The organism is Paenibacillus ginsengihumi DSM 21568, from assembly GCF_000380965.1.
GTDB lineage: Bacteria > Bacillota > Bacilli > Paenibacillales > NBRC-103111 > Paenibacillus_G > Paenibacillus_G ginsengihumi.
On sequence record NZ_KB905553.1, the window covers coordinates 112,748 to 131,227 of the forward strand.

Sequence of the window (18,480 nt, forward strand, 5' to 3'; positions counted from 1 at the left end):
CCCTACGTGGCAAATTAACCGTTCTAGCCTGCTCCCGCACCGTATAGTTTATTATTGAACGTTTTGCGGTTGTTTCTGTTGAATGGAAACCAGGGAGGTGGGCCTGCTTTCCCTCGCGGGGAAACAGGGGAAGATTGGGAATAGATCCGGTTCCACTGCTGACGAACGTCGGACTGGCGACAGGTCTTTTGCTGCTTAGCGGCTTTTTCGTTGCGGCTGAATACGCCATCATGCGGCTGCGCGGCGGCCGGTTTGATCCTTCGTCGCTGAAAAAAGAGGGGCGCCGCGCCGCGTTCGCGCGGTCGATTGCTTCCAATCCGGAGGCGTACCAGTCAGCCTGCCGGCTCGGCTGCGCGCTGTCGGCGATGGGGCTCGGCTGGTTCGGAGCGCAAACCGCTGCCGGGCTGCTCGCTCTGCTGCTTGAACCGCTTCCGCTGCCCGGGTCCGCTGTTCGGGCCGTTTCTTGGATTGCTGCGGTCGCTTTGACCGCTGTTTTGCTGCTAGCTGTCGGTAGTCAGCTGCCCAAAGCCTACGCAATGCGCAAATCGGAGCAGGTCGCGAACTTGTCGACCGGTCCGCTCATTTTCTTTTACCGATCGATGTCTCCGGTTATTTGGCTGGCCGACAGGCTGTCCGGCATGCTGTTTCGTTTAACCGGTCTTGAAGTGGGAGCGGAACCCATCTACGCGCATACGGAGGATGAGCTTCGCGGGCTCGTCAAGGCGTCGAACCGGAGCGGTTTGATCGACAATACGGAAATGGCGCTCGTCGACAGCATTTTCGAATTTTCCGGGACGACCGCCCGGGAAATCATGATTCCTCGTACGGAAATGATCTGTTTATACACGCAGCTGTCGTTCGAGAAGAACAAGTCGATCGCGGTAGAAGAAATGCACACCCGTTACCCCGTATGCGATCCGGACAAGGACAACATTATCGGCTTTGTGCACATCAAGGATCTGCTCAGAACGGACGAAGGCATCGACGATATCCGCAAGGTCGTTCGGGCGATCACCAAGGTGCCGGAATCGATGCAGATCAGCGCGCTGCTCAAGCTGATGCAGAAAAAGAAGATGCAGATGGCTCTGCTCATCGATGAATATGGAGGTACATCGGGGCTCGTGACGTTCGAGGATATTATCGAACAAATCGTCGGCGAGGTTCAGGACGAATTTGACGAGGAGAGGCCGCAAATCGAACGGCTGGCCGATGGCTCGCATTCCATTGACGGGCGCCTATTGATCGAGGAGGTCAACAGCTATTTCGGGCTCGCCATCGCCTCCGACGATTACGATACGATCGGCGGCTGGATTTATTCCCAGGTCGACATTCCGCCGCAAAAAAATCAGTGTATTGTCTATGACGACGCCCACGAATTCGTCATCGACGAGACGGACCATCTGCGCGTGACCCGCATCGTCGTGCGGAAACGTAAAGCGTTGGGGGAGGCCGAAGACGCCGGCGGAATGGGGAATGAGACGTACTGAGGAACGGATGACGGTAGGGAAGGCGGAATGGGGAATGAAAGGTCCGGACGAAATGGATGACGGAAGTACAGAAAATGGCGGCAGGGACGGAAGTATAGGAAATGAAAGCGGCGGCGGTTTAGGGGGGAAAAACGGACGGCGGGCTTGATGGTTCGGCAAGGGCGCCGGTGCGCCAAGCCCGGCCGTTCTGGCTGGACTCCAAGCGGCAAAGGCCGCATGCGCAGGGTATCCGCTCTCGGATGCTTGCGCGTGCGGCCTTTGCGTTAGGCATGGCGGAAGCTATCTAAAGTCCGCTCAGGCTTGAACGGCGAATTCGGCGTCCATCGGCACGAGCTCATGGATGATGGCGCCGCCCAGGCAGATCTCCCCGTCATAGAAGACGACGGATTGGCCGGGGGTGACTGCCTTCTGCGGCGTGTCGAACACGACGTCGCAGACGCCGCCTGCCCCGAAGCGCACCGTAACCCCTTGGTCCGCCTGGCGGTAGCGGAATTTGGCGGTGCAGCGAACCTCGTCCTTCGGCGGCTCGCCGGCGATCCAGTTGACGTCGGTGCCGCGCAGGCCGAGCGAGTAGAGTGCCGGATGCTTCTCGCCCTGAACGACATACAAAATATTATTGCGCAAATCTTTCGCCGCCACGAACCACGGCTCGCCGCTCCCCGAGCCGCCGATGCCGAGCCCTTGCCGCTGGCCGAGGGTGTAGTACATCAGGCCGTCGTGACGGCCCTTCACTTCGCCGTCGAAGGTGCGCATCTCGCCGGGCTGCGCCGGCAAATATTGGCTCAAAAACTGTTTGAAGTTGCGCTCGCCGATAAAGCAGACGCCGGTGCTGTCCTTCTTCTTGGCGGTGGCCAGGCCGGCCGCTTCCGCAATGCGGCGCACCTCCGGCTTCGGCAGGTGGCCGATCGGAAACATCGCCTTGGACAGCTGATACTGGTTCAGAGCGTTCAGGAAGTACGTTTGATCCTTATTCGGATCGTTGCCGCGGAGCAGGCGGTATTTGCCGTCTGCGGAATCGACGCGGGCATAATGTCCCGTTGCGATATAATCCGCTCCAAGCTCCAGCGCTTTTTGCAAAAATTCCCCGAACTTGATCTCGCGGTTGCACATGACGTCCGGATTCGGCGTCCGCCCTTTGCGGTACTCGTCCAGGAAATATTGGAACACCTTATCCATGTATTGTTTTTCAAAATTTACCGTATAATAGGGGATGCCGATCTGCTCGCAAACGCGGCGGACGTCTTCCGCGTCCTCTTCGGCCGTGCAATGGCCGAACTCGTCGGTATCATCCCAGTTTTTCATAAATACGCCGATGACATCGTAGCCTTGCTCCTTCAGCAGCAGCGCCGACACAGAGGAATCGACGCCGCCGGACATGCCGAGCACGACGCGCGGTTTATTGGACATTTTGCAGCCCTCGCTTTCCGAAAAAACTGTAGCTTATATAAAAGCTATAGCTTGTATTATACATTAGGATGGCCAAGAAGATAAATAATTCATCAAGCCGACAAGTTTTTTCTCCCATAAGATACCGATTTATGATAACATATTAACGATACACAAATGTTTGTAATGTAAACGGGGTGCTTTCTTTGAAGATATCGACCAAGGGCCGCTACGGACTCACAATCATGATGGAGCTTGCGACTAAATTCGGCGAAGGGCCGACCTCTTTGAAAAGCATCGCCGAAAAACATCAGCTTTCCGAACATTACCTGGAGCAGCTTGTCGCTCCGCTTCGGAACGCCGGTCTGGTCAAAAGCGTCCGCGGAGCCTATGGCGGTTATATATTATCCAAACCTCCGGAGGAGCTGTCTGCGGGAGACGTCATCCGCGTGCTTGAAGGGCCGATCAGTCCGGTCGACTTTACGGAGGAAGACGATCCTGCGAAGCGGGATCTGTGGATCCGGATTCGCGACAGCATCGCCCAGGTGCTGGATACGACTACATTGTCCGACTTGATTACGTTTAAAGATTCCGGAGATCGGGACAGCTACATGTTCTATATTTGAGCTTGGGGCTGCTTGGCCCGAGCTTCATTTTAAGCTGGTGATACGATGAATAACCGCATTTATTTGGACCATGCCGCGACGACGCCGGTGCGCCCGGAGGTCGTCGAGGCGATGCTTCCTTATATGACCGGCCGGTTCGGCAATGCATCGAGCACTCATTGGGCCGGAAGGGAAGCGAAGGCCGCCCTGACGGCGGCGAGAGATGTTATCGCCGGCTTCATCGGTTGCTCTCCCGCTCAGCTTATGTTCACGAGCGGCGGCACCGAGAGCGACAACACTGCTATTTTCGGCGCTGCAGAAGCGAACGCCCATCGCGGCAAGCATATCATTACGTCACAGATCGAGCATCATGCCGTGCTTCACGCTTGCGAGAGGCTGGAGAAGCTCGGCTTCGAAGTCACTTATTTGCCGGTCGATGCGTTCGGACAAGTCCGCGCCGCCGATGTGGAGGCGGCGCTTCGTCCGGACACGATACTGATCAGCATCATGTACGGCAACAATGAAGTAGGCACGCTGCAGCCGATCCGGGAGATCGGCGGCCTCGCCCGCGAACGCGGCGTGCTGTTTCATGTCGACGCCGTCCAGGCGCTCGGACACGTCCCGATCGATCTGGCCGAACTGCCCGTCGATTTGATGAGTTTCTCCGCGCACAAATTGAACGGTCCCAAGGGGATCGGCGCTTTATATATAGCCAAACAAACGCATATTGCTCCTTTGATTTACGGAGGGCAGCAGGAGCGCAAGCGGCGTCCGGGAACCGAGAACGTCCCGGCGATCGTCGGCTTTGGCAAAGCCGTAGAGCTTTTTGCGCGGGAAAGGTATGAATTGCAACAAAACTTGGAAACAATACGTCATGAAATGGTGAGCGGTCTAATATCCCGGCTCGGAGAAGCTGCTGTTGTCGTGAACGGCCATCCGACGGAAAGACTGGCGCACATTTTGAACGTGAGCTTCCCCGGCATTGCGACAGAAACGATGCTGATGAACCTGGATCTCGAAGGGGTTGCCGCCGCCAGCGGCTCGGCATGCACTTCGGGCTCGCTCGAGGTGTCCCATGTGCTTCAGGCGATGAAGCTGCCGCGGGAGGTTACGGCTTCCGCCATCCGGTTCAGCTTTGGTAGAGACACTAATCTTGAACAAATTGTGAAAACTGTAACCATCATTGAAACGATCTGCGCCCGTCTACGTAGTAGAGTTTAAGCAAATGTTTATTTAACTGAACCTTGGCACGCCTATTTCGTAAAAATAACATTTGCCGTAGGAGAGGTTCCGTTTGAAACGTGCCCGAGATATCATCGGACTGCCGGTCGTTTGCTCCGCAACAGGCAAACAGGTCGGGACAGCCAAAGATTTGTTGCTCAGCGAAGAATGGCAGGCCGTTGCTATAGTGCTGGAACCGAAGCAGTGGTTTTCCGGCCCGGCATGCATTTGCTGGGAGCATATACGCGCCATCGGCGACGATGCGGTCATGATCGGCAAGGAGGAAGCGATCCAGCCGCTCGAAAGCGTGGCGGAAGGAGCGACGCTGCTGGACGGGCCGCGAAAGCTGAGAGGCTTGCCGGTGCTCACGGCTAACGGAATGCAGCTAGGATTGATCGAAGACGTTTATTTGGAACCCGGAGAGGGTAAACAGGTAATAGGTTTTGAACTGACGGAGGGTTTTATCTCCGATTTGCGGGAAGGCCGCAAGCGGCTGCCTTTGCCGGATTCGGTGACGATCGGCGAAGATGCGGTAATTGTGCCTGCAGGCTGTGGCGAACGGTTGGACGAAATCTTCGTATCTAATGAAGAATAGGGTGATCAGGATGTTACGTTGTCCAAACTGCAATTCCAAGGACATTGGCAAAATCGGTTCCCATCAATTTTATTGCTGGGGATGCTTCATTGAATTGACCGTCAACGGCGAGAAGATGTCCGTCTTTCAAGTAGAGGAGGACGGCACGCTCAGTTCGCTGGACGATTTGTTCTTCCCCGAAGAAGAAATGCCTCAGGTTCATGCGAACTGAGGGCATGGCTGCAGGCGATATGCGGCGCCGCCCCTTCGCGCCCGTGTTCCGGTAAGGAAACGGGAAGCGAGAGGGGCGGCGCCGTTTTGCGTTAGGAGGCGAGAGCGGCGCAGCGAAGGCGGCGGGCATGCCCAGCTGACGAACAGGGTTAAGACGGACAGGTTGTACATATACTGTAACAAGCAAGTCCGGTAACATTTTCATCTTGAGGGGGTGGGCTTAAGTGGACAAATTCACAAAGAGCCGTCTGTTTATTGGCATGGTCTATACGCTCCTCAGCCTGCTCATCCTGTACATGCTGCTGCAAATTCGGCCGCTGCTTGCCGGCATTTACGGATTTTTAAAGGAAATATCGATGCCTTTCCTGATCGCCATGATCATCTCATACGTCCTGAATCCGGTAGTCACGTTGCTGAGCAGGCGGAAAGTGCCGCGCACGGTGTCGGTGCTCTTGATCTACGCTCTGTTCATCATTTCTTCCGCGGTCATCCTGATGAATTTGATCCCGCTGTTTATGAAGCAGCTGCAGGAATTGAACGAGCATTTGCCGGCTTTGGCCGTGAAGGCGCAGAGCTTCGTTGACAATATGAATCAACTGAAATTCGTTCCCGACAGCATCCGCACGGCGGTGAATCAATCGCTGGCCAAGCTGGAGAACGGCATCACGCTGGCGGTTTCGCAATATATCGACGGCATCGGCAGCACGATCAACATGCTGTTCGTCGCTTTTATCGTCCCGTTCGTGGCGTTTTATATTTTGAAAGATTTTCAGCTTATAGAGAGAACGGCGCTTGCCGTCGTGCCGAAGGAGCATCGCAAGCAGATCGTCAAGCTGCTGGTCGACATCGATACGGCGCTCGGCAACTATATTCGCGGGCAGTTTCTCGTCTGCATGATCGTCGGCCTGCTGGCCTACATCGGATATTGGCTGATCGACATGCCCTATGCGCTGCTGCTGGCCTGCGTCGTGGCCGTATTTAACATCATCCCTTATCTCGGGCCGTTCTTCGGGGCCGCCCCGGCGCTCATCGTCGCCTCGACCATTTCGGTCAAGCTCGTGCTGCTGGTGCTGCTTGTCAATTTCACGTGCCAGATCCTCGAAGGCAATGTCATTTCGCCGCAGGTCGTCGGGCGCTCGCTGAAGCTGCATCCGCTGTTGATCATTTTTGCGCTGCTTGTCGGGGGGGAGCTTGCCGGGGTGCTCGGGCTAATATTGGCCGTGCCTTTCGTTGCGGTAATGAAGGTGATTTTGCAGCATCTGTTCATGTACTACATTCATCGCAAATCGGTTTAGCTTCCGGCATGGCGAGGATGCCGCAGGTCCGCCGGGCGCGGGCGGCGGAAGGCATCGCTGGGCGCTGTCAGGTCCGCCGGCGCGAGCAGCGGGAGGCATCGCTGGGCGCTGTCAGGTCCGCCGGCGCGAGCAGCGGGAGGCATCGCCGGGCGCTGTCAGATCCGCCGGCGCGAGCAGCGGGAGGCATCGCTGGGCGTTGCCAGCTCCAGTGTGGCTGTTTAGCGGCTCCAGTCGAACCCGATGCCGTTTAGGAACGCGCGGGCCAGCGTCATATGGCCGATGGCGTTCGGATGCACGCGGTCCCAGGCCAAGGTGGCCGGATACAAATGCGCGAGCAGCCGGTCGATCGCTTCTTGCGTGTCGACAAAAACCGTGCCGTGGCGCTCGGCCGTTTCCTTGACGATTTGGCCATAGCTGTCCATCATGCGGCGCATAGCGTCGTTCTTGTTCGGCTCGATATAAAACGGCGTCATCAGCACGATGCCCTTGACGCGCGGAAGCGTTCGTTCGACCAGCTCGCCCAGCGTTTCGCGGTATTCGTCGGGATACACATGAATTTCTGTTTGCAAAGGCTGATCGAATTGGCGCCATACGTCATTGATCCCGATCATGATCGATACCCACTGCGGCTGCAAATCCAGCACATCGGTTTGCCAGCGGTTTTTCAGATCGCGGACCCGATTGCCCGAAATGCCCATATTGACGACGCGGATGCCGAGCTCCGGATAAAAGGAATGCAGCAGGGAATGAACCTGGGAGACATAGCCTTTGCCCCAATCCTCGTTTCTGCCTTCGCCGACAGGGTGCTTGCGGCCGCAATCCGTAATGGAGTCGCCGATCATGACCAGCTTGTCGTTTTGTTCCAGAAGCATATGTACTTTTCTCCTCCCCATTTGTTGTTACCCATTCATTCTAGCAAACGATTTCATTTCCGGCTACAGCCAAACGGAGCTGCTATTTTAACAACTTGTCGGATCAAGTCGAGAATTGCCCGGGAAATAACAGCGCTGATGGAAGCGAGCCGCTAATTGGGATTCAAGCAGAAGAAGCTGGCGAAGTTGACATCGATGCGGCTGAACGCTATAATTTTCTGGAATAAGCTTCTTTTGAATAAGACGAGTAAAGCGTCGATGAAATTCAGTAGGTCATAGCCCATTATTCAGAGAGAAGGCTCGGGTCCAGTGCGATTCTATAGATTGCGCGGGGCCGGCTGCGAGAGCCTTTATAATGAAGAATGACCGAAGCTCATTTCGGAGCGCGGACAAAATCCGCCGGCCCCGGACCCGTTATCGTCCGTCTGCAGAGGGATTGCGCCTAGCCAGACAGGGCGCAATAACCAGGGTGGTACCGCGATTGTCAACAATCGTCCCTGTTTTCGCAGGGGCTTTTTTATTTTCAAGGAGGATCGAAAACAGATGAAAGCCAGTGAAATTCGCGCCAAATGGTTGAAGTTCTTTGAGAGCAAAGGCCACATGATCGAGCCGAGCGCGCCCCTCGTTCCGCACAACGACCCGTCCTTGCTGTGGATCAATGCGGGCATGGCGCCGCTCAAGCCTTATTTTGACGGGCGCATTGCGCCGGATAACCCGCGGATCGCCAACTCGCAGAAGTGCATACGGACCAACGACATCGAGAACGTCGGCAAGACGCGCCGGCACCACACGTTCTTCGAGATGCTCGGCAACTTCTCGATCGGCGATTATTTCAAGAAGGAAGCGATCACCTGGGCATGGGAATTTTTGACCAGCCCGGAATGGATCGGCTTCGATCCGAACCGCTTGTCTGTCACCGTCTATCCGGAGGATACGGAGGCGGTCGAGCTGTGGAAGAGCGTCGGTCTGCCGGAAGAGCGCATCTACAAGCTGCAGGACAATTTCTGGGATATCGGCGAAGGCCCGTGCGGACCGTGTACGGAAATTTTCTACGACCGCGGCGAGAAGTACGGCGATCTGAACGACCCGGAATGCTATCCCGGCGGGGAAAACGAGCGTTTCCTGGAGGTATGGAACCTCGTCTTCTCGCAGTTCAACCATAACAAGGACGGCAGCTACACGCCGCTTCCGCAAAAAAATATCGATACCGGCGCCGGCCTGGAACGGTTCGCTTCCATTCTTCAGGATGTGGACTCCAACTTCGATACGGACTTGTTCCAGCCGATCATTCAGCGGACGTGCGAGCTGGCTGGCATCGAGTATCACCGCAGCGAAGAGCACGATGTGGCGCTCAAGGTGATCGCCGACCATATTCGCACTGTAGTCTTCTCCGTCGGCGACGGCGTGATTCCTTCGAACGAAGGCCGCGGCTACGTCATCCGCCGTCTGCTGCGCCGCGCCGTCCGGTACGGCAAATCGATCGGCATGGAGAAGCCGTTCCTGTATACGCTGACGTCCGTCGTGGGCGACATCATGGGCGTGTACTACCCGGAAATCGTGCTAAAGCGCGAGTTCATCGAGAAGGTGATTCGCAACGAGGAAGAGAGATTCCACGAGACGCTGTCCGACGGGCTGGCGATTTTGTCCGAGATGGTGGCGAAAGCCCGCGACGCAGGCAGCAGCCAGATTACCGGGGCGGACGCCTTCAAGCTTTACGATACGTACGGCTTCCCGCTCGATTTGACGGAAGACTTCGCCGCCGAGCAGGGGCTTGCCGTCGACCGCGAAGGGTTCGACCGCGCTATGCAGGAGCAGCGCGAACGGGCCCGCAAAGCACGGCAGGAGACGGAAAGCATGAAGGTGCAGGGCGGTCCGCTCTCGAACCTGACGGTTAAAAGCGAGTTTGTTGGATATAATGAATTGGTAACGAATACTAAAGTGGTCGCCATTATTCACGACAACGAGCTGGTCGATCTCGTCGGCGTCGGAGAGACGTGCCAGGTCGTGCTCGACCGGACTCCGTTCTATGCGGAAAGCGGCGGTCAGGTCAGCGATCCCGGCGTCATCACCGGCGACCAGCTCGTGCTGAAGGTCGAGGAAGTGAGCAAGGCTCCGCACGGCCAGCACGTGCACACGGTCGTTGTGGAATCCGGCGTGCTGAGAAACGGCGCCGAGGTGCAGGCGGCTGTCGCCAAGGATGTGCGTGAGGACATCGTCAAAAATCATACCGCGACGCATCTGCTGCATAAAGCGCTCAAGGAAGTGCTCGGCGAGCATGTCAATCAGGCGGGCTCGCTGGTCGCTCCGGAACGGCTGCGCTTCGACTTCTCCCATTTCGGCAGCATCTCGGCCGAGGAGCTGCAGCAGATCGAGCGCCGGGTCAACGAGCAGGTGTGGCTTGGCACAGCGCTCGATATATCCTACAAGCCGATTGCCGAAGCGAAAGCAATGGGCGCCATGGCGCTGTTCGGCGAGAAGTACGGCGACATCGTCCGCGTCGTGCGCGTCGGCGACTACAGCCTCGAGCTGTGCGGCGGCTGCCACGTCGGCAACACTAGCGAGATCGGCCTGTTCAAAATCGTCGGCGAATCGGGCATCGGCTCCGGCGTTCGCCGCATTGAAGCGGTCACCGGACGCCATGCGTACGAATATTTGGAAAGCCAGCTGCAGCTGCTGAAGGACGCCTCCGCGCTGCTTAAATCGAATGTTGCCGAGGTGCCGAAGCGGATCGAAGCGCTGTTCGCCCAGCTCAAGGAGGCGCAGCGGGAGAACGAGTCGCTGAAAGCGAAGCTCGGCAGCATCGAAGCAGGAGCGCTGGCCGATCAGGTGCGCTCCGTGGACGGCGTGAACGTATTGGCGGCGCAGGTCAGCGCGGCGGATATGGACAGCTTGCGCAATATCGTCGACCAGATGAAGGCGAAGCTGGGCTCCGCGATCATCGTGCTCGGCGCGGCCAGCGAAGGCAAGGTCAACCTTGTCGCCGCGGTGACGCCGGACCTTACTGCCCGCGGCTATCACGCCGGGAAGCTGGTCAAGGAGGCCGCAGCGATCTGCGGCGGCGGAGGCGGCGGCCGGCCCGACATGGCCCAGGCCGGCGGCAAGGAGCCGGGCAAGCTGCAGGAGGCGCTGCAGCAGGTGGAAGCCTTCGTCCGGGCGAAGGCGCCGAACGCTTGACCAAGGCGGTCAGCCGCAAGCCGGACGGGAGAGAAGGAAATTATTAAGTTTTCCTCGTGTCAACAGGAATTTTCGGGCAGACGGCGAATATGTGAGTAAAGACAGCATTTGCGGGGGGTGTTGGGATGAGTTCGTTGGATAAAACGATGAAGTTCAACGTCAAAGCTGAGGAGATCGAATCTTCACCCAAAGAGATCATTCTGGCGGTGTATGATGCGCTGCAGGAGAAGGGCTACAACCCGATCAACCAGATTGTCGGCTATTTGCTGTCCGGCGATCCGGCTTACATTCCGCGGCACAACAACGCACGAAGCATCATCCGCAAGCGGGAGCGGGACGAGCTGATCGAGGAACTCGTTCGCGCCTATCTGCAGCAGCACAAATCTTGAGCCGGGAGAAGCGCGATGCGGTTAATGGGGTTGGACTACGGGGACAAGACGATCGGCGTCGCCATCAGCGACGAGCTCGGCTGGACCGCCCAAGGGCTGGAGGTCATCCGCCGGAGCAGCGCCGAGAAGGATCTCGAGCGGCTAAGCGAGATCGTCCGCGATTATGGGGTGACGGAGATCGTCGTCGGGCTGCCGAAAAATATGAACGGCACGATCGGTCCGCGTGGAGAGATTTGTCAGGCATTTGCCGAAACTTTGCATGAAATACTACATTTGCCGGTACGGCTGTGGGATGAACGGCTGACGACCGTGTCGGCGAATCGTACATTGCTGGAGGCCGATGTGAGCCGCAAGAAGCGCAAGCAGGTGATTGACAAGATGGCCGCGGCCCTCATATTGCAAGGATACATGGATTCCCAATCGAAGAGGTGAAGGGCACATGTCCAAAGAGGAACAACTGCATGAAGAAGAGCCGGAAATCATTTATATTCCGGACGACGAAGGCAACGAAGAGGAATTTGAAGTGATCATGAAGTTCGAAGTGGATGGCTCGGACAAAAAGTACATGATGGTTGTTCCGGTCGACGCGGACGAGGAATCCGACGAAGTGTACGCCTTCCGCTACGAGGAAGATGGCGACGACCTGCAGCTGTATACGATCGACGACGAAGAGGAATGGAATATCGTCGAGGAAACCTTCAACACGCTGATGGACGAAATGGACGAGGAAGAGGACGAGGAGTCCAGGTAAGGAGGACCTTGCGGTGTACCAGCTTTCGGATGTCCGGCCGACGAACCGGTTGCGCGAAGCATACGGAGATGATATTATTTTGTTTGATGAGCGCGAAGAGTCGGTCGTTTATCGGATCTTGTCGGAGTTTATGCTAGGAGAGAACCATTATGCCGTCGTTGAGAAGGGAGCCCCGGGCCACGACGACGAGCCGGAAATCTACCGTGTCACCGGCGATTCGTCCGGCGAATTGGAGCTGGAGACAATCGAAGACGACGACGAGTGGGAGACCGTCTCCGAGTTATACGACGAGATGACTTTTCCGAACGACGGAACGTTGTGACGAACAACTTGAAGCGAAGTTGACGGAGCGGAGCTGATCCGCTCCTTTTCGTTTTGAGCCGCTGTCAATTATGGTTGTCGTGGAGGTAACTGATTTTGCACGAGACGATACCGAATCATCCCAATAGAGGCAGAAGAAGGCCGCTGCTCAAGGCGCTGGCGCTGCTCGTCCTCATCGCGCTGTGCGCTCTGGCGGGCGCCGGCTGGTACGCCTCGCGGCTATTGCTGCCGACGCCGGTGCAGGATACGGCCGTTCGCGTATCGCTGCCGCCCGGATCGGGCATCGTCGCCTTGGCCGAGCAGCTGGAGCGGAAAGGAATCATCCGCAGCGCGTCGGCATTTGTCCTGTACTTGAAATGGAAGAAAGAAGGCGGGCGCTTCCAGGCCGGCGAATACGAGATGAAGCCCGGCATGACGCACGCGCAGATCATCTCGCAGCTGAACCGCGGAGAGACGGTGAAGAAGGAGATGGTCCGGGTGACGATCCCCGAAGGCTTCACGGCAGACCAGATCGCCGCGAAGCTGGCGGAGATCGGCGTCGATGCCGCGGCGTTCATCCAGGCGGCCCAGCAGCCGAAGTCCTATACCGCAGGAAGAGCGTCCTCGGTGCCGGCGGACGAAGGGCTGCGGGTGAGGCTCGAAGGCTATTTGTTCCCGGAGACGTACGAGTGGGCCAAGGACGATATTCCCGCTCCCGGCAAGATCGTTCAGCGCATGCTCGAGGAGCTGGACCGCAAGCTCGAGTCGCTGCCGGAAGGCTGGGAAAGCGCGATGGAGGAGAGGGGGCTGACGTTTCACGAGCTGCTGACGGTCGCTTCCCTGATCGAACGGGAGGCGGTGCTGGAGGAGGAGCGCGCGGTCATCGCCGGCGTTATTTATAACCGTCTGAACCGGGATATGCCGCTGCAGATCGATGCGACGGTGCAATATTTGTTCGAGACGCCGAAGGAACGGCTGTATCATAAAGATTTGCAGATGGAGAGCCCTTATAATACGTATTTGCATTCCGGGCTGCCGCCAGGGCCGATCGCCAGCCCGGGCTTGAGCGCGATCCGCGCGGCGCTGTATCCGGCGGATACGCCTTATTTGTTCTATGTCACGAAGAAGGACGGCAGCAACGGCCATTTGTTCGCCGAGACGTACGACCAGCATTTGAATAATATTGAAGCAAGCAACAAGAACGCCGCCCGGAAGACAGGGCAATGATCCAACGATCGGAATTGGCGAAGGCGGGGGGACACGGATGAAAAAACCGGAACTTATGATCACCGCAGGCTCGTTCGAGGAAATCAGACGGTATGTGGAAGCGGGGGCGGACGCGGTGCAGGTTGGCGACGCCCGCTTCGGCATGAGGCTGCCGGGGGACGTCCTTCCGGAGGCGCTGCGCGAAGCGGTGCCTTGGGCCCACGAACGAGGCGCAAAGGTGTATGTATCGGTCAACAAAATTATGGACAATGCGCTGCTTGGCGAGTTGTCTGACTATATTCGCCAGCTGCGCGAAATCGGCGTCGACGCGCTCGTCTTCGGCGATCCGGCGGTTCTGATGGCCGTCCGGCAGGCGGCCCCGGACATGAGGCTGCACTGGAACGCGGAAATGACGTCGACGAACTATGCGACCGCCTCCTACTGGGCTTCGAAGGGCGCGGCGCGCGTGGTGCTGGCGCGCGAGCTGAACCTGGACGAAACGCTGGAGATCAAGCGCCGGCTGGAAGGCCGCATGGAAACGCAGGTGCAGGTGCACGGAATGACCAACATTTATCATTCCAAGCGGCGGCTGCTGTCCAATTACAAGGAACATCTCGGGCGCGCGGAGGACGCCTGGGTCCATTCCGTCCGCGGCTCCGCGGAGGACGGGCTGTTCCTGATGGAGCCGGAGCGCCCGAACGAGCGTTTTCCGGTATATGAGGACGCTAACGGAACGCATATGATGAGCGCTGACGACATCTGCATGCTCGATTCACTTAACGAGCTCATGGAGGGCGGCATCGACAGTCTGATGATCGAGGCGCTGCTGAAATCTCCGGAATATAACGAGACTGTGCTCAGATCGTACCGGAGGGCCATCGACGCGTACGCCGCCGATCCGAGCGCATACGCGTTCGAGGAAGCGTGGCTGGACGATATTCGCCGTCTGCAGGACCCGCGGCGCGAGCTGTCGTACGGTTTCTTTTACAAAGAGCAGGTTTATTAATCCTAGCCTATAATAAACAAAAGCGAGGTGTGACCAGATGACATTGCTGTCGAAAGAAGCGCTGCTCGGCAAGCGCGTGCGACTGGAGAAGCCGGAGCTGCTCGCCCCGGCGGGCAGCCTGGAGAAGCTGAAGTTCGCCGTCCATTACGGAGCCGATGCGGTATATATCGGAGGCCAGCAGTACGGGCTTCGCTCGAATGCCGACAACTTTACGTTCGACGAGATGAGGGAAGGCGTCCGGTTCGCGGAGCGGTACGGTGCGAAGGTGTTCGTCGCCACCAATATTTTCGCGCACAATGAGGATATCGCCGGGCTGGAGGAATATTTGCGCGGCATCGCCGACGCCAAAGTGGCAGCGATCATCGTCGCCGACCCGGTCATTATCGAGACGTGCCGCCGCGTGGCGCCGGAGCTGGAGATTCATCTCAGCACCCAGCAGTCGACCTTGAACTGGCAGGCGGTGCAGTTCTGGAAGGAGGAGGGAGTGGACCGCGTCGTGCTGGCCCGGGAAGCGAGCATGCAGGAAATATTGGACATCAAGAAGCATGTTGATGTGGAGATCGAGGTGTTCGTGCACGGCGCGATGTGCAGCTCGTTCTCCGGCCGCTGCGTCCTGTCGAATCATTTTACGGACCGCGATTCCAACCGTGGCGGATGCTGCCAATCCTGTCGCTGGAAGTACGATCTGTTCGTCTCCGCGGAGGATGCCAAGGAAGGCATCCGCGAGCTGCCGCTGTTCGAAGACGGGGACCATCCGTTCTCGATGAGCTCCAAGGATCTGTGCATGATCGAGCACTTGCCGGAGCTGATCCGCTCCGGGGTTGACAGCTTCAAGATCGAAGGGCGGATGAAGAGCGTCCATTACGTCGCTACGGTCGTCAACGCGTACCGCCAGGCGATCGACGCTTACTTCGCCGACCCGGAAAGCTATACGATGGACCCGCAGTGGTTGTACGAAATTCAGAAGGCGGCCAACCGCCCGCTGAATACGGGCTTCTTCTATGACATGCCGGGGCACGAAGATCATATCTTCGAGCCCGAGGACAAGGCGGCGCCGTACGATTTCGTCGGCGTCGTGAAGGAGTATGACGAAGCGGCCGGCACGGCGCTCATTCAGCAGCGCAACCACTTCAAGCCGGGTCAGGAAGTGGAGTTTTTCGGTCCCGGCGGCACCTTCTTCAAGCAGACGGTCGGCGAGCTGCGCGATGAGGCAGGGCAGCTGCTCGATGCGGCCCGTCACCCGCTGCAGCTGATCCGCATGAAGGTCGACCAGCCGGTGAAGCCGTTCGATATGATGCGCAAGAAGATCGGACAAAAGCAGAAACAAAAGTAGGAGTAAAGCGGAAATAAGCAGGTTCGATTAGCAGGATAAACGTGCCGAATCGAAGCAGCAAAGCTTCCTTTTCGTCAACCGGACGGCTCTGGCAGGGCCGGACGGAGCGGGAGGAAGCTTTTTTTAGCTGCTCGGCGCATTTCCCCGAACGATCTGATGCAGCCGCCCCCGTCATTCGTCCCGCCAATGCGGCGGACAGGGAGAATGGCGAAGGACGATAGGCCTAGGACGACCGCTGACAATAGAGACATAAGCCCCCTATTTGTTATAATTTGAAAAAATTTTTTCGCAATTTTCGTCCAGTAGGTAAAAAGTTGCTAATTTTTTGAGGAATGGCTGTCGATATAAAAAGGGATAGGACAAAATGTGTCGAACACGATAATTTCCAGGTCCGATATTCCATTTTTTAGAAAAATGCACATGAGGGTGGTGCTTCCTGTGAGGGAACGATGGAAAGCGTTAACATCAAGAATGGCGAGAGCAGGGAGAGCGGTGGCCGGGTTATGGGCTTCCCGTCAAGCGAAGCCGGAGGGAGCTCCCGGTTCCGGCGGCGGGAAGCTGACGGGGCTTGCTGCTGTCGGCAATCCGATGAAGTCGGTCGGGGGCAAGCTGTTCATTATCTTTTTTGCGAGCATTTTGTTTTTCGTGCTCACCGTTGGCCTGGCCTCTTACAATATATCGAAGAGCATCATTCAAAACAAGGTGGGCGATGCTTCCGAGCAGACGATCGTTCAGGCCGGAGAGAAGATGGATCTGATGTATGCGGTGTACGAGGATTTGTCGCTGCAAATTTTGCTTGACGAGTCGTTGATGACGCTGCTTCGGGAGAGCGCTGCCGCGACCAAAGGCACATACGATTTTCTGCAGATCAGCCAAAAGATCGTCGAAAAGCTCAATATTTATTCCTATTCGAACAAAACGATCAGAGCGATCCATGTAATGAGTCCATCCGGAGAGGTGATCGCCTCCAGCGGGGGGACGAGCGGCACGGCCAATGTCAAGGACAAGCCTTGGTTCGGCAAGATGCTGGAGGAGAACGGCAGGGTGGTCTGGCTGGAAAGCAGCGCATCCGGTTATACGGAAGATTCTTCTCGCGGAACAGCCGTATTCGGCCTGGGCCGCGCGCTCAAGAACGGCTTGTCGAACGAAGTTCAGGGCGCGCTGCTGATGGAGATCAACCTGGATTCCATCGCTCAGGAGCTGGAGCGCGTGCAAATGGGAGATGGCGGCGAAACGATGATCGTTACGCCGGAGCTGAAGACCATCTATTCCCAACATGCTGAAGCGATTGGCCAGGACAGCGATCTCGGCATTGCCAAGGAGCAGCTGAGCAGCGAGGCGGGCCGGCTGTTGAACGACCGGCAGGACAAGCAGCTCGTCTATTATCAATCCGCGAAGAACGGATGGTATCTGGTCGGGGCGATGAAGGTGGAGGAGCTGGTGAAGGACGCCCGGCTTATCTACATCATGACCTGGGTATTTGCGATCGTTGCGGCGGTGCTGGCCGTCGTCATCGGCTTCTTCGTGGCGCGCATGATCGGCCGGCCGCTGGGCCAGCTGCGCACGTTGATGAAGCAGGGGGAAGAGGGCGACCTCCGCGTGCGGATGAGCGTCACGCGCCAGGACGAGATCGGCCAGCTGGGCCTCAGCTTCAATGAGATGATGGAGAAAATTACGGCGCTTGTTCAGCAAACAAACCATTCCGCCCAGGAAGTGTTGTTAACGGCGGCGGAGCTGTCGGACGCATCCAAGCAAACGAAGACGGCGGCCCAGGAGATTGCCGCCGCGACGGAGCAGATCGCCGGAGGAGCGACGAGCCTGGCGGTCGAAGCGGAACGGGGCAACGAGCTGACGGGTCATATCAGCGTGCAGATGAAAGAGGTCGTCCGCTCGAACGTCGAGATGGGCACAGCCGCGGCCGAAGTGCAAAAATCGAGCGAGCAGGGCATCGACTACATGTCGGGGCTCATCAGCAAAACCAACGCGACCGAGACGATGACCCGCTCGATGGTAGAGAAGGTCGACAAGCTCAAAGAAAGCACAAGGTCGATCCGCAAAATATTGGACATGCTCAACAATATTACGAAGCAGACGAACATCTTGTCGCTGAACGCGACGATCGAGGCGGCGCGGGCCGGCGCGGCAGGCAAAGGCTTCATGGTTGTCGCCGACGAAATCCGCAAGCTGGCCGATCAATCGCGCCAGTCGATCGAGGTCGTCGGCTCGATTACCGAGACGATTCAGCGGGAGATCGACGAGACGGTCGAGGTGCTGTCGGAGGCGTATCCGATATTCCAGGAGCAGATCGACTCGGTCAAGGAGACCGACCTGATCTTCAAGCAGGTGCAGTCGCAGATGAGCGGCTTTATCGGACGCTTGTCCGAGGTCACGGAATCGATCAGCCAGCTTGAATCGTCGCAGGTCGTGCTCACCGACGCGATGTCCAACGTCAGCGCGGTTGCCGAGGAATCGTCGGCCACGTCGCAGGAGGTCGCCTCGCTCAGCTCCGAGCAGCTGAACATCAGCTCCGGGCTGGTCAGGTTGTCCGAGAAGCTGGAGGAGTTGTCGACTTCCTTGAAAGAAACGCTGTCCAAATTCCAGGTGTAGCCGGAACGGCTTATTCTAATGGATATATCATCGGCTGATACAT

General features: G+C 57.5%; 17 protein-coding genes. 15 read left to right on the forward strand and 2 right to left on the reverse strand.

Annotated elements, in window-relative coordinates; translation table 11 throughout:
* The first annotated feature begins 134 nt into the window (after positions 1-134).
* On the forward strand, positions 135-1,487 hold the full coding sequence (locus F591_RS0105230) for a hemolysin family protein (RefSeq protein WP_019533537.1): 1,353 nt from the start codon (positions 135-137) through the stop codon (positions 1,485-1,487).
* 294 nt (positions 1,488-1,781) lie between these two features.
* Here the strand turns inward: F591_RS0105230 and mnmA are convergent, their stop codons facing one another.
* The gene (mnmA, locus tag F591_RS0105235; RefSeq protein WP_019533538.1) at positions 1,782-2,894 is read right to left on the reverse strand and encodes a tRNA 2-thiouridine(34) synthase MnmA; all 1,113 of its coding nucleotides are present in this window, start codon (positions 2,892-2,894) and stop codon (positions 1,782-1,784) included.
* Between the two features lie 185 nt (positions 2,895-3,079).
* On the opposite strand from mnmA, the gene cymR reads away from it, so the two are divergent.
* The 5 genes from cymR to F591_RS0105260 all read left to right on the forward strand — a co-directional run bounded on the left by cymR (position 3,080) and on the right by F591_RS0105260 (position 6,799).
* Positions 3,080-3,499 carry a cysteine metabolism transcriptional regulator CymR gene (cymR, locus tag F591_RS0105240; RefSeq protein ID WP_019533539.1) on the forward strand — a complete coding sequence of 140 codons (420 nt, stop codon included), beginning with the start codon at positions 3,080-3,082 and terminating at the stop codon, positions 3,497-3,499.
* A 45-nt stretch (positions 3,500-3,544) separates the two neighbouring features.
* Positions 3,545-4,699, forward strand: a complete 1,155-nt coding sequence (locus F591_RS0105245; RefSeq protein WP_019533540.1) for a cysteine desulfurase family protein — start codon at positions 3,545-3,547, stop codon at positions 4,697-4,699.
* Positions 4,700-4,772: 73 nt separating this feature from the next.
* Positions 4,773-5,294, forward strand: a complete 522-nt coding sequence (locus F591_RS0105250; RefSeq protein ID WP_019533541.1) for a PRC-barrel domain-containing protein — start codon at positions 4,773-4,775, stop codon at positions 5,292-5,294.
* 10 nt (positions 5,295-5,304) lie between these two features.
* The gene (locus F591_RS0105255; protein ID WP_019533542.1) at positions 5,305-5,505 is read left to right on the forward strand and encodes a hypothetical protein; all 201 of its coding nucleotides are present in this window, start codon (positions 5,305-5,307) and stop codon (positions 5,503-5,505) included.
* Positions 5,506-5,728: 223 nt separating this feature from the next.
* Positions 5,729-6,799, forward strand: coding sequence for an AI-2E family transporter (locus F591_RS0105260; protein ID WP_019533543.1), 1,071 nt, complete (start codon positions 5,729-5,731; stop codon positions 6,797-6,799).
* A gap of 218 nt (positions 6,800-7,017) precedes the next feature.
* Here the strand turns inward: F591_RS0105260 and F591_RS0105265 are convergent, their stop codons facing one another.
* Positions 7,018-7,671, reverse strand: a complete 654-nt coding sequence (locus F591_RS0105265; protein WP_019533544.1) for an SGNH/GDSL hydrolase family protein — start codon at positions 7,669-7,671, stop codon at positions 7,018-7,020.
* 543 nt (positions 7,672-8,214) lie between these two features.
* On the opposite strand from F591_RS0105265, the gene alaS reads away from it, so the two are divergent.
* From alaS to F591_RS0105315, 9 genes are all read left to right on the forward strand, one after another.
* Positions 8,215-10,845 carry an alanine--tRNA ligase gene (gene alaS, locus F591_RS0105275; protein WP_019533546.1) on the forward strand — a complete coding sequence of 877 codons (2,631 nt, stop codon included), beginning with the start codon at positions 8,215-8,217 and terminating at the stop codon, positions 10,843-10,845.
* 125 nt (positions 10,846-10,970) lie between these two features.
* Complete coding sequence (locus tag F591_RS0105280) at positions 10,971-11,234, forward strand: IreB family regulatory phosphoprotein (protein ID WP_019533547.1); 264 nt, start codon at positions 10,971-10,973, stop codon at positions 11,232-11,234.
* Positions 11,235-11,249: 15 nt separating this feature from the next.
* Positions 11,250-11,666, forward strand: coding sequence for a Holliday junction resolvase RuvX (gene ruvX, locus F591_RS0105285; RefSeq protein ID WP_019533548.1), 417 nt, complete (start codon positions 11,250-11,252; stop codon positions 11,664-11,666).
* Positions 11,667-11,673: 7 nt separating this feature from the next.
* Positions 11,674-11,985, forward strand: coding sequence for a DUF1292 domain-containing protein (locus F591_RS0105290; protein WP_019533549.1), 312 nt, complete (start codon positions 11,674-11,676; stop codon positions 11,983-11,985).
* Positions 11,986-11,998: 13 nt separating this feature from the next.
* Positions 11,999-12,307, forward strand: a complete 309-nt coding sequence (locus tag F591_RS0105295) for a DUF1292 domain-containing protein (protein WP_019533550.1) — start codon at positions 11,999-12,001, stop codon at positions 12,305-12,307.
* Between the two features lie 95 nt (positions 12,308-12,402).
* Positions 12,403-13,512 carry an endolytic transglycosylase MltG gene (mltG, locus tag F591_RS0105300; RefSeq protein WP_019533551.1) on the forward strand — a complete coding sequence of 370 codons (1,110 nt, stop codon included), beginning with the start codon at positions 12,403-12,405 and terminating at the stop codon, positions 13,510-13,512.
* Between the two features lie 37 nt (positions 13,513-13,549).
* Complete coding sequence (locus F591_RS0105305) at positions 13,550-14,497, forward strand: peptidase U32 family protein (protein ID WP_019533552.1); 948 nt, start codon at positions 13,550-13,552, stop codon at positions 14,495-14,497.
* Positions 14,498-14,534: 37 nt separating this feature from the next.
* On the forward strand, positions 14,535-15,830 hold the full coding sequence (locus tag F591_RS0105310; RefSeq protein WP_019533553.1) for a peptidase U32 family protein: 1,296 nt from the start codon (positions 14,535-14,537) through the stop codon (positions 15,828-15,830).
* 438 nt (positions 15,831-16,268) lie between these two features.
* Positions 16,269-18,437 carry a methyl-accepting chemotaxis protein gene (locus tag F591_RS0105315; protein ID WP_026326385.1) on the forward strand — a complete coding sequence of 723 codons (2,169 nt, stop codon included), beginning with the start codon at positions 16,269-16,271 and terminating at the stop codon, positions 18,435-18,437.
* Positions 18,438-18,480 lie beyond the last annotated feature (43 nt).

Bases quoted from the DNA above. Each gene is read 5' to 3' on its own strand.
- mnmA (WP_019533538.1), bottom strand. From the start codon at position 2,894: ATGTCCAATAAACCGCGCGTCGTGCTCGGCATGTCCGGCGGCGTCGAT.
- F591_RS0105255 (WP_019533542.1), top strand. From the start codon at position 5,305: ATGTTACGTTGTCCAAACTGCAATTCCAAGGACATTGGCAAAATCGGT.
- F591_RS0105310 (WP_019533553.1), top strand. From the start codon at position 14,535: ATGACATTGCTGTCGAAAGAAGCGCTGCTCGGCAAGCGCGTGCGACTG.
- ruvX (WP_019533548.1), top strand. From the start codon at position 11,250: ATGCGGTTAATGGGGTTGGACTACGGGGACAAGACGATCGGCGTCGCC.
- alaS (WP_019533546.1), top strand. From the start codon at position 8,215: ATGAAAGCCAGTGAAATTCGCGCCAAATGGTTGAAGTTCTTTGAGAGC.
- F591_RS0105265 (WP_019533544.1), bottom strand. From the start codon at position 7,671: ATGCTTCTGGAACAAAACGACAAGCTGGTCATGATCGGCGACTCCATT.
- F591_RS0105305 (WP_019533552.1), top strand. From the start codon at position 13,550: ATGAAAAAACCGGAACTTATGATCACCGCAGGCTCGTTCGAGGAAATC.
- F591_RS0105290 (WP_019533549.1), top strand. From the start codon at position 11,674: ATGTCCAAAGAGGAACAACTGCATGAAGAAGAGCCGGAAATCATTTAT.
- F591_RS0105280 (WP_019533547.1), top strand. From the start codon at position 10,971: ATGAGTTCGTTGGATAAAACGATGAAGTTCAACGTCAAAGCTGAGGAG.
- F591_RS0105245 (WP_019533540.1), top strand. From the start codon at position 3,545: ATGAATAACCGCATTTATTTGGACCATGCCGCGACGACGCCGGTGCGC.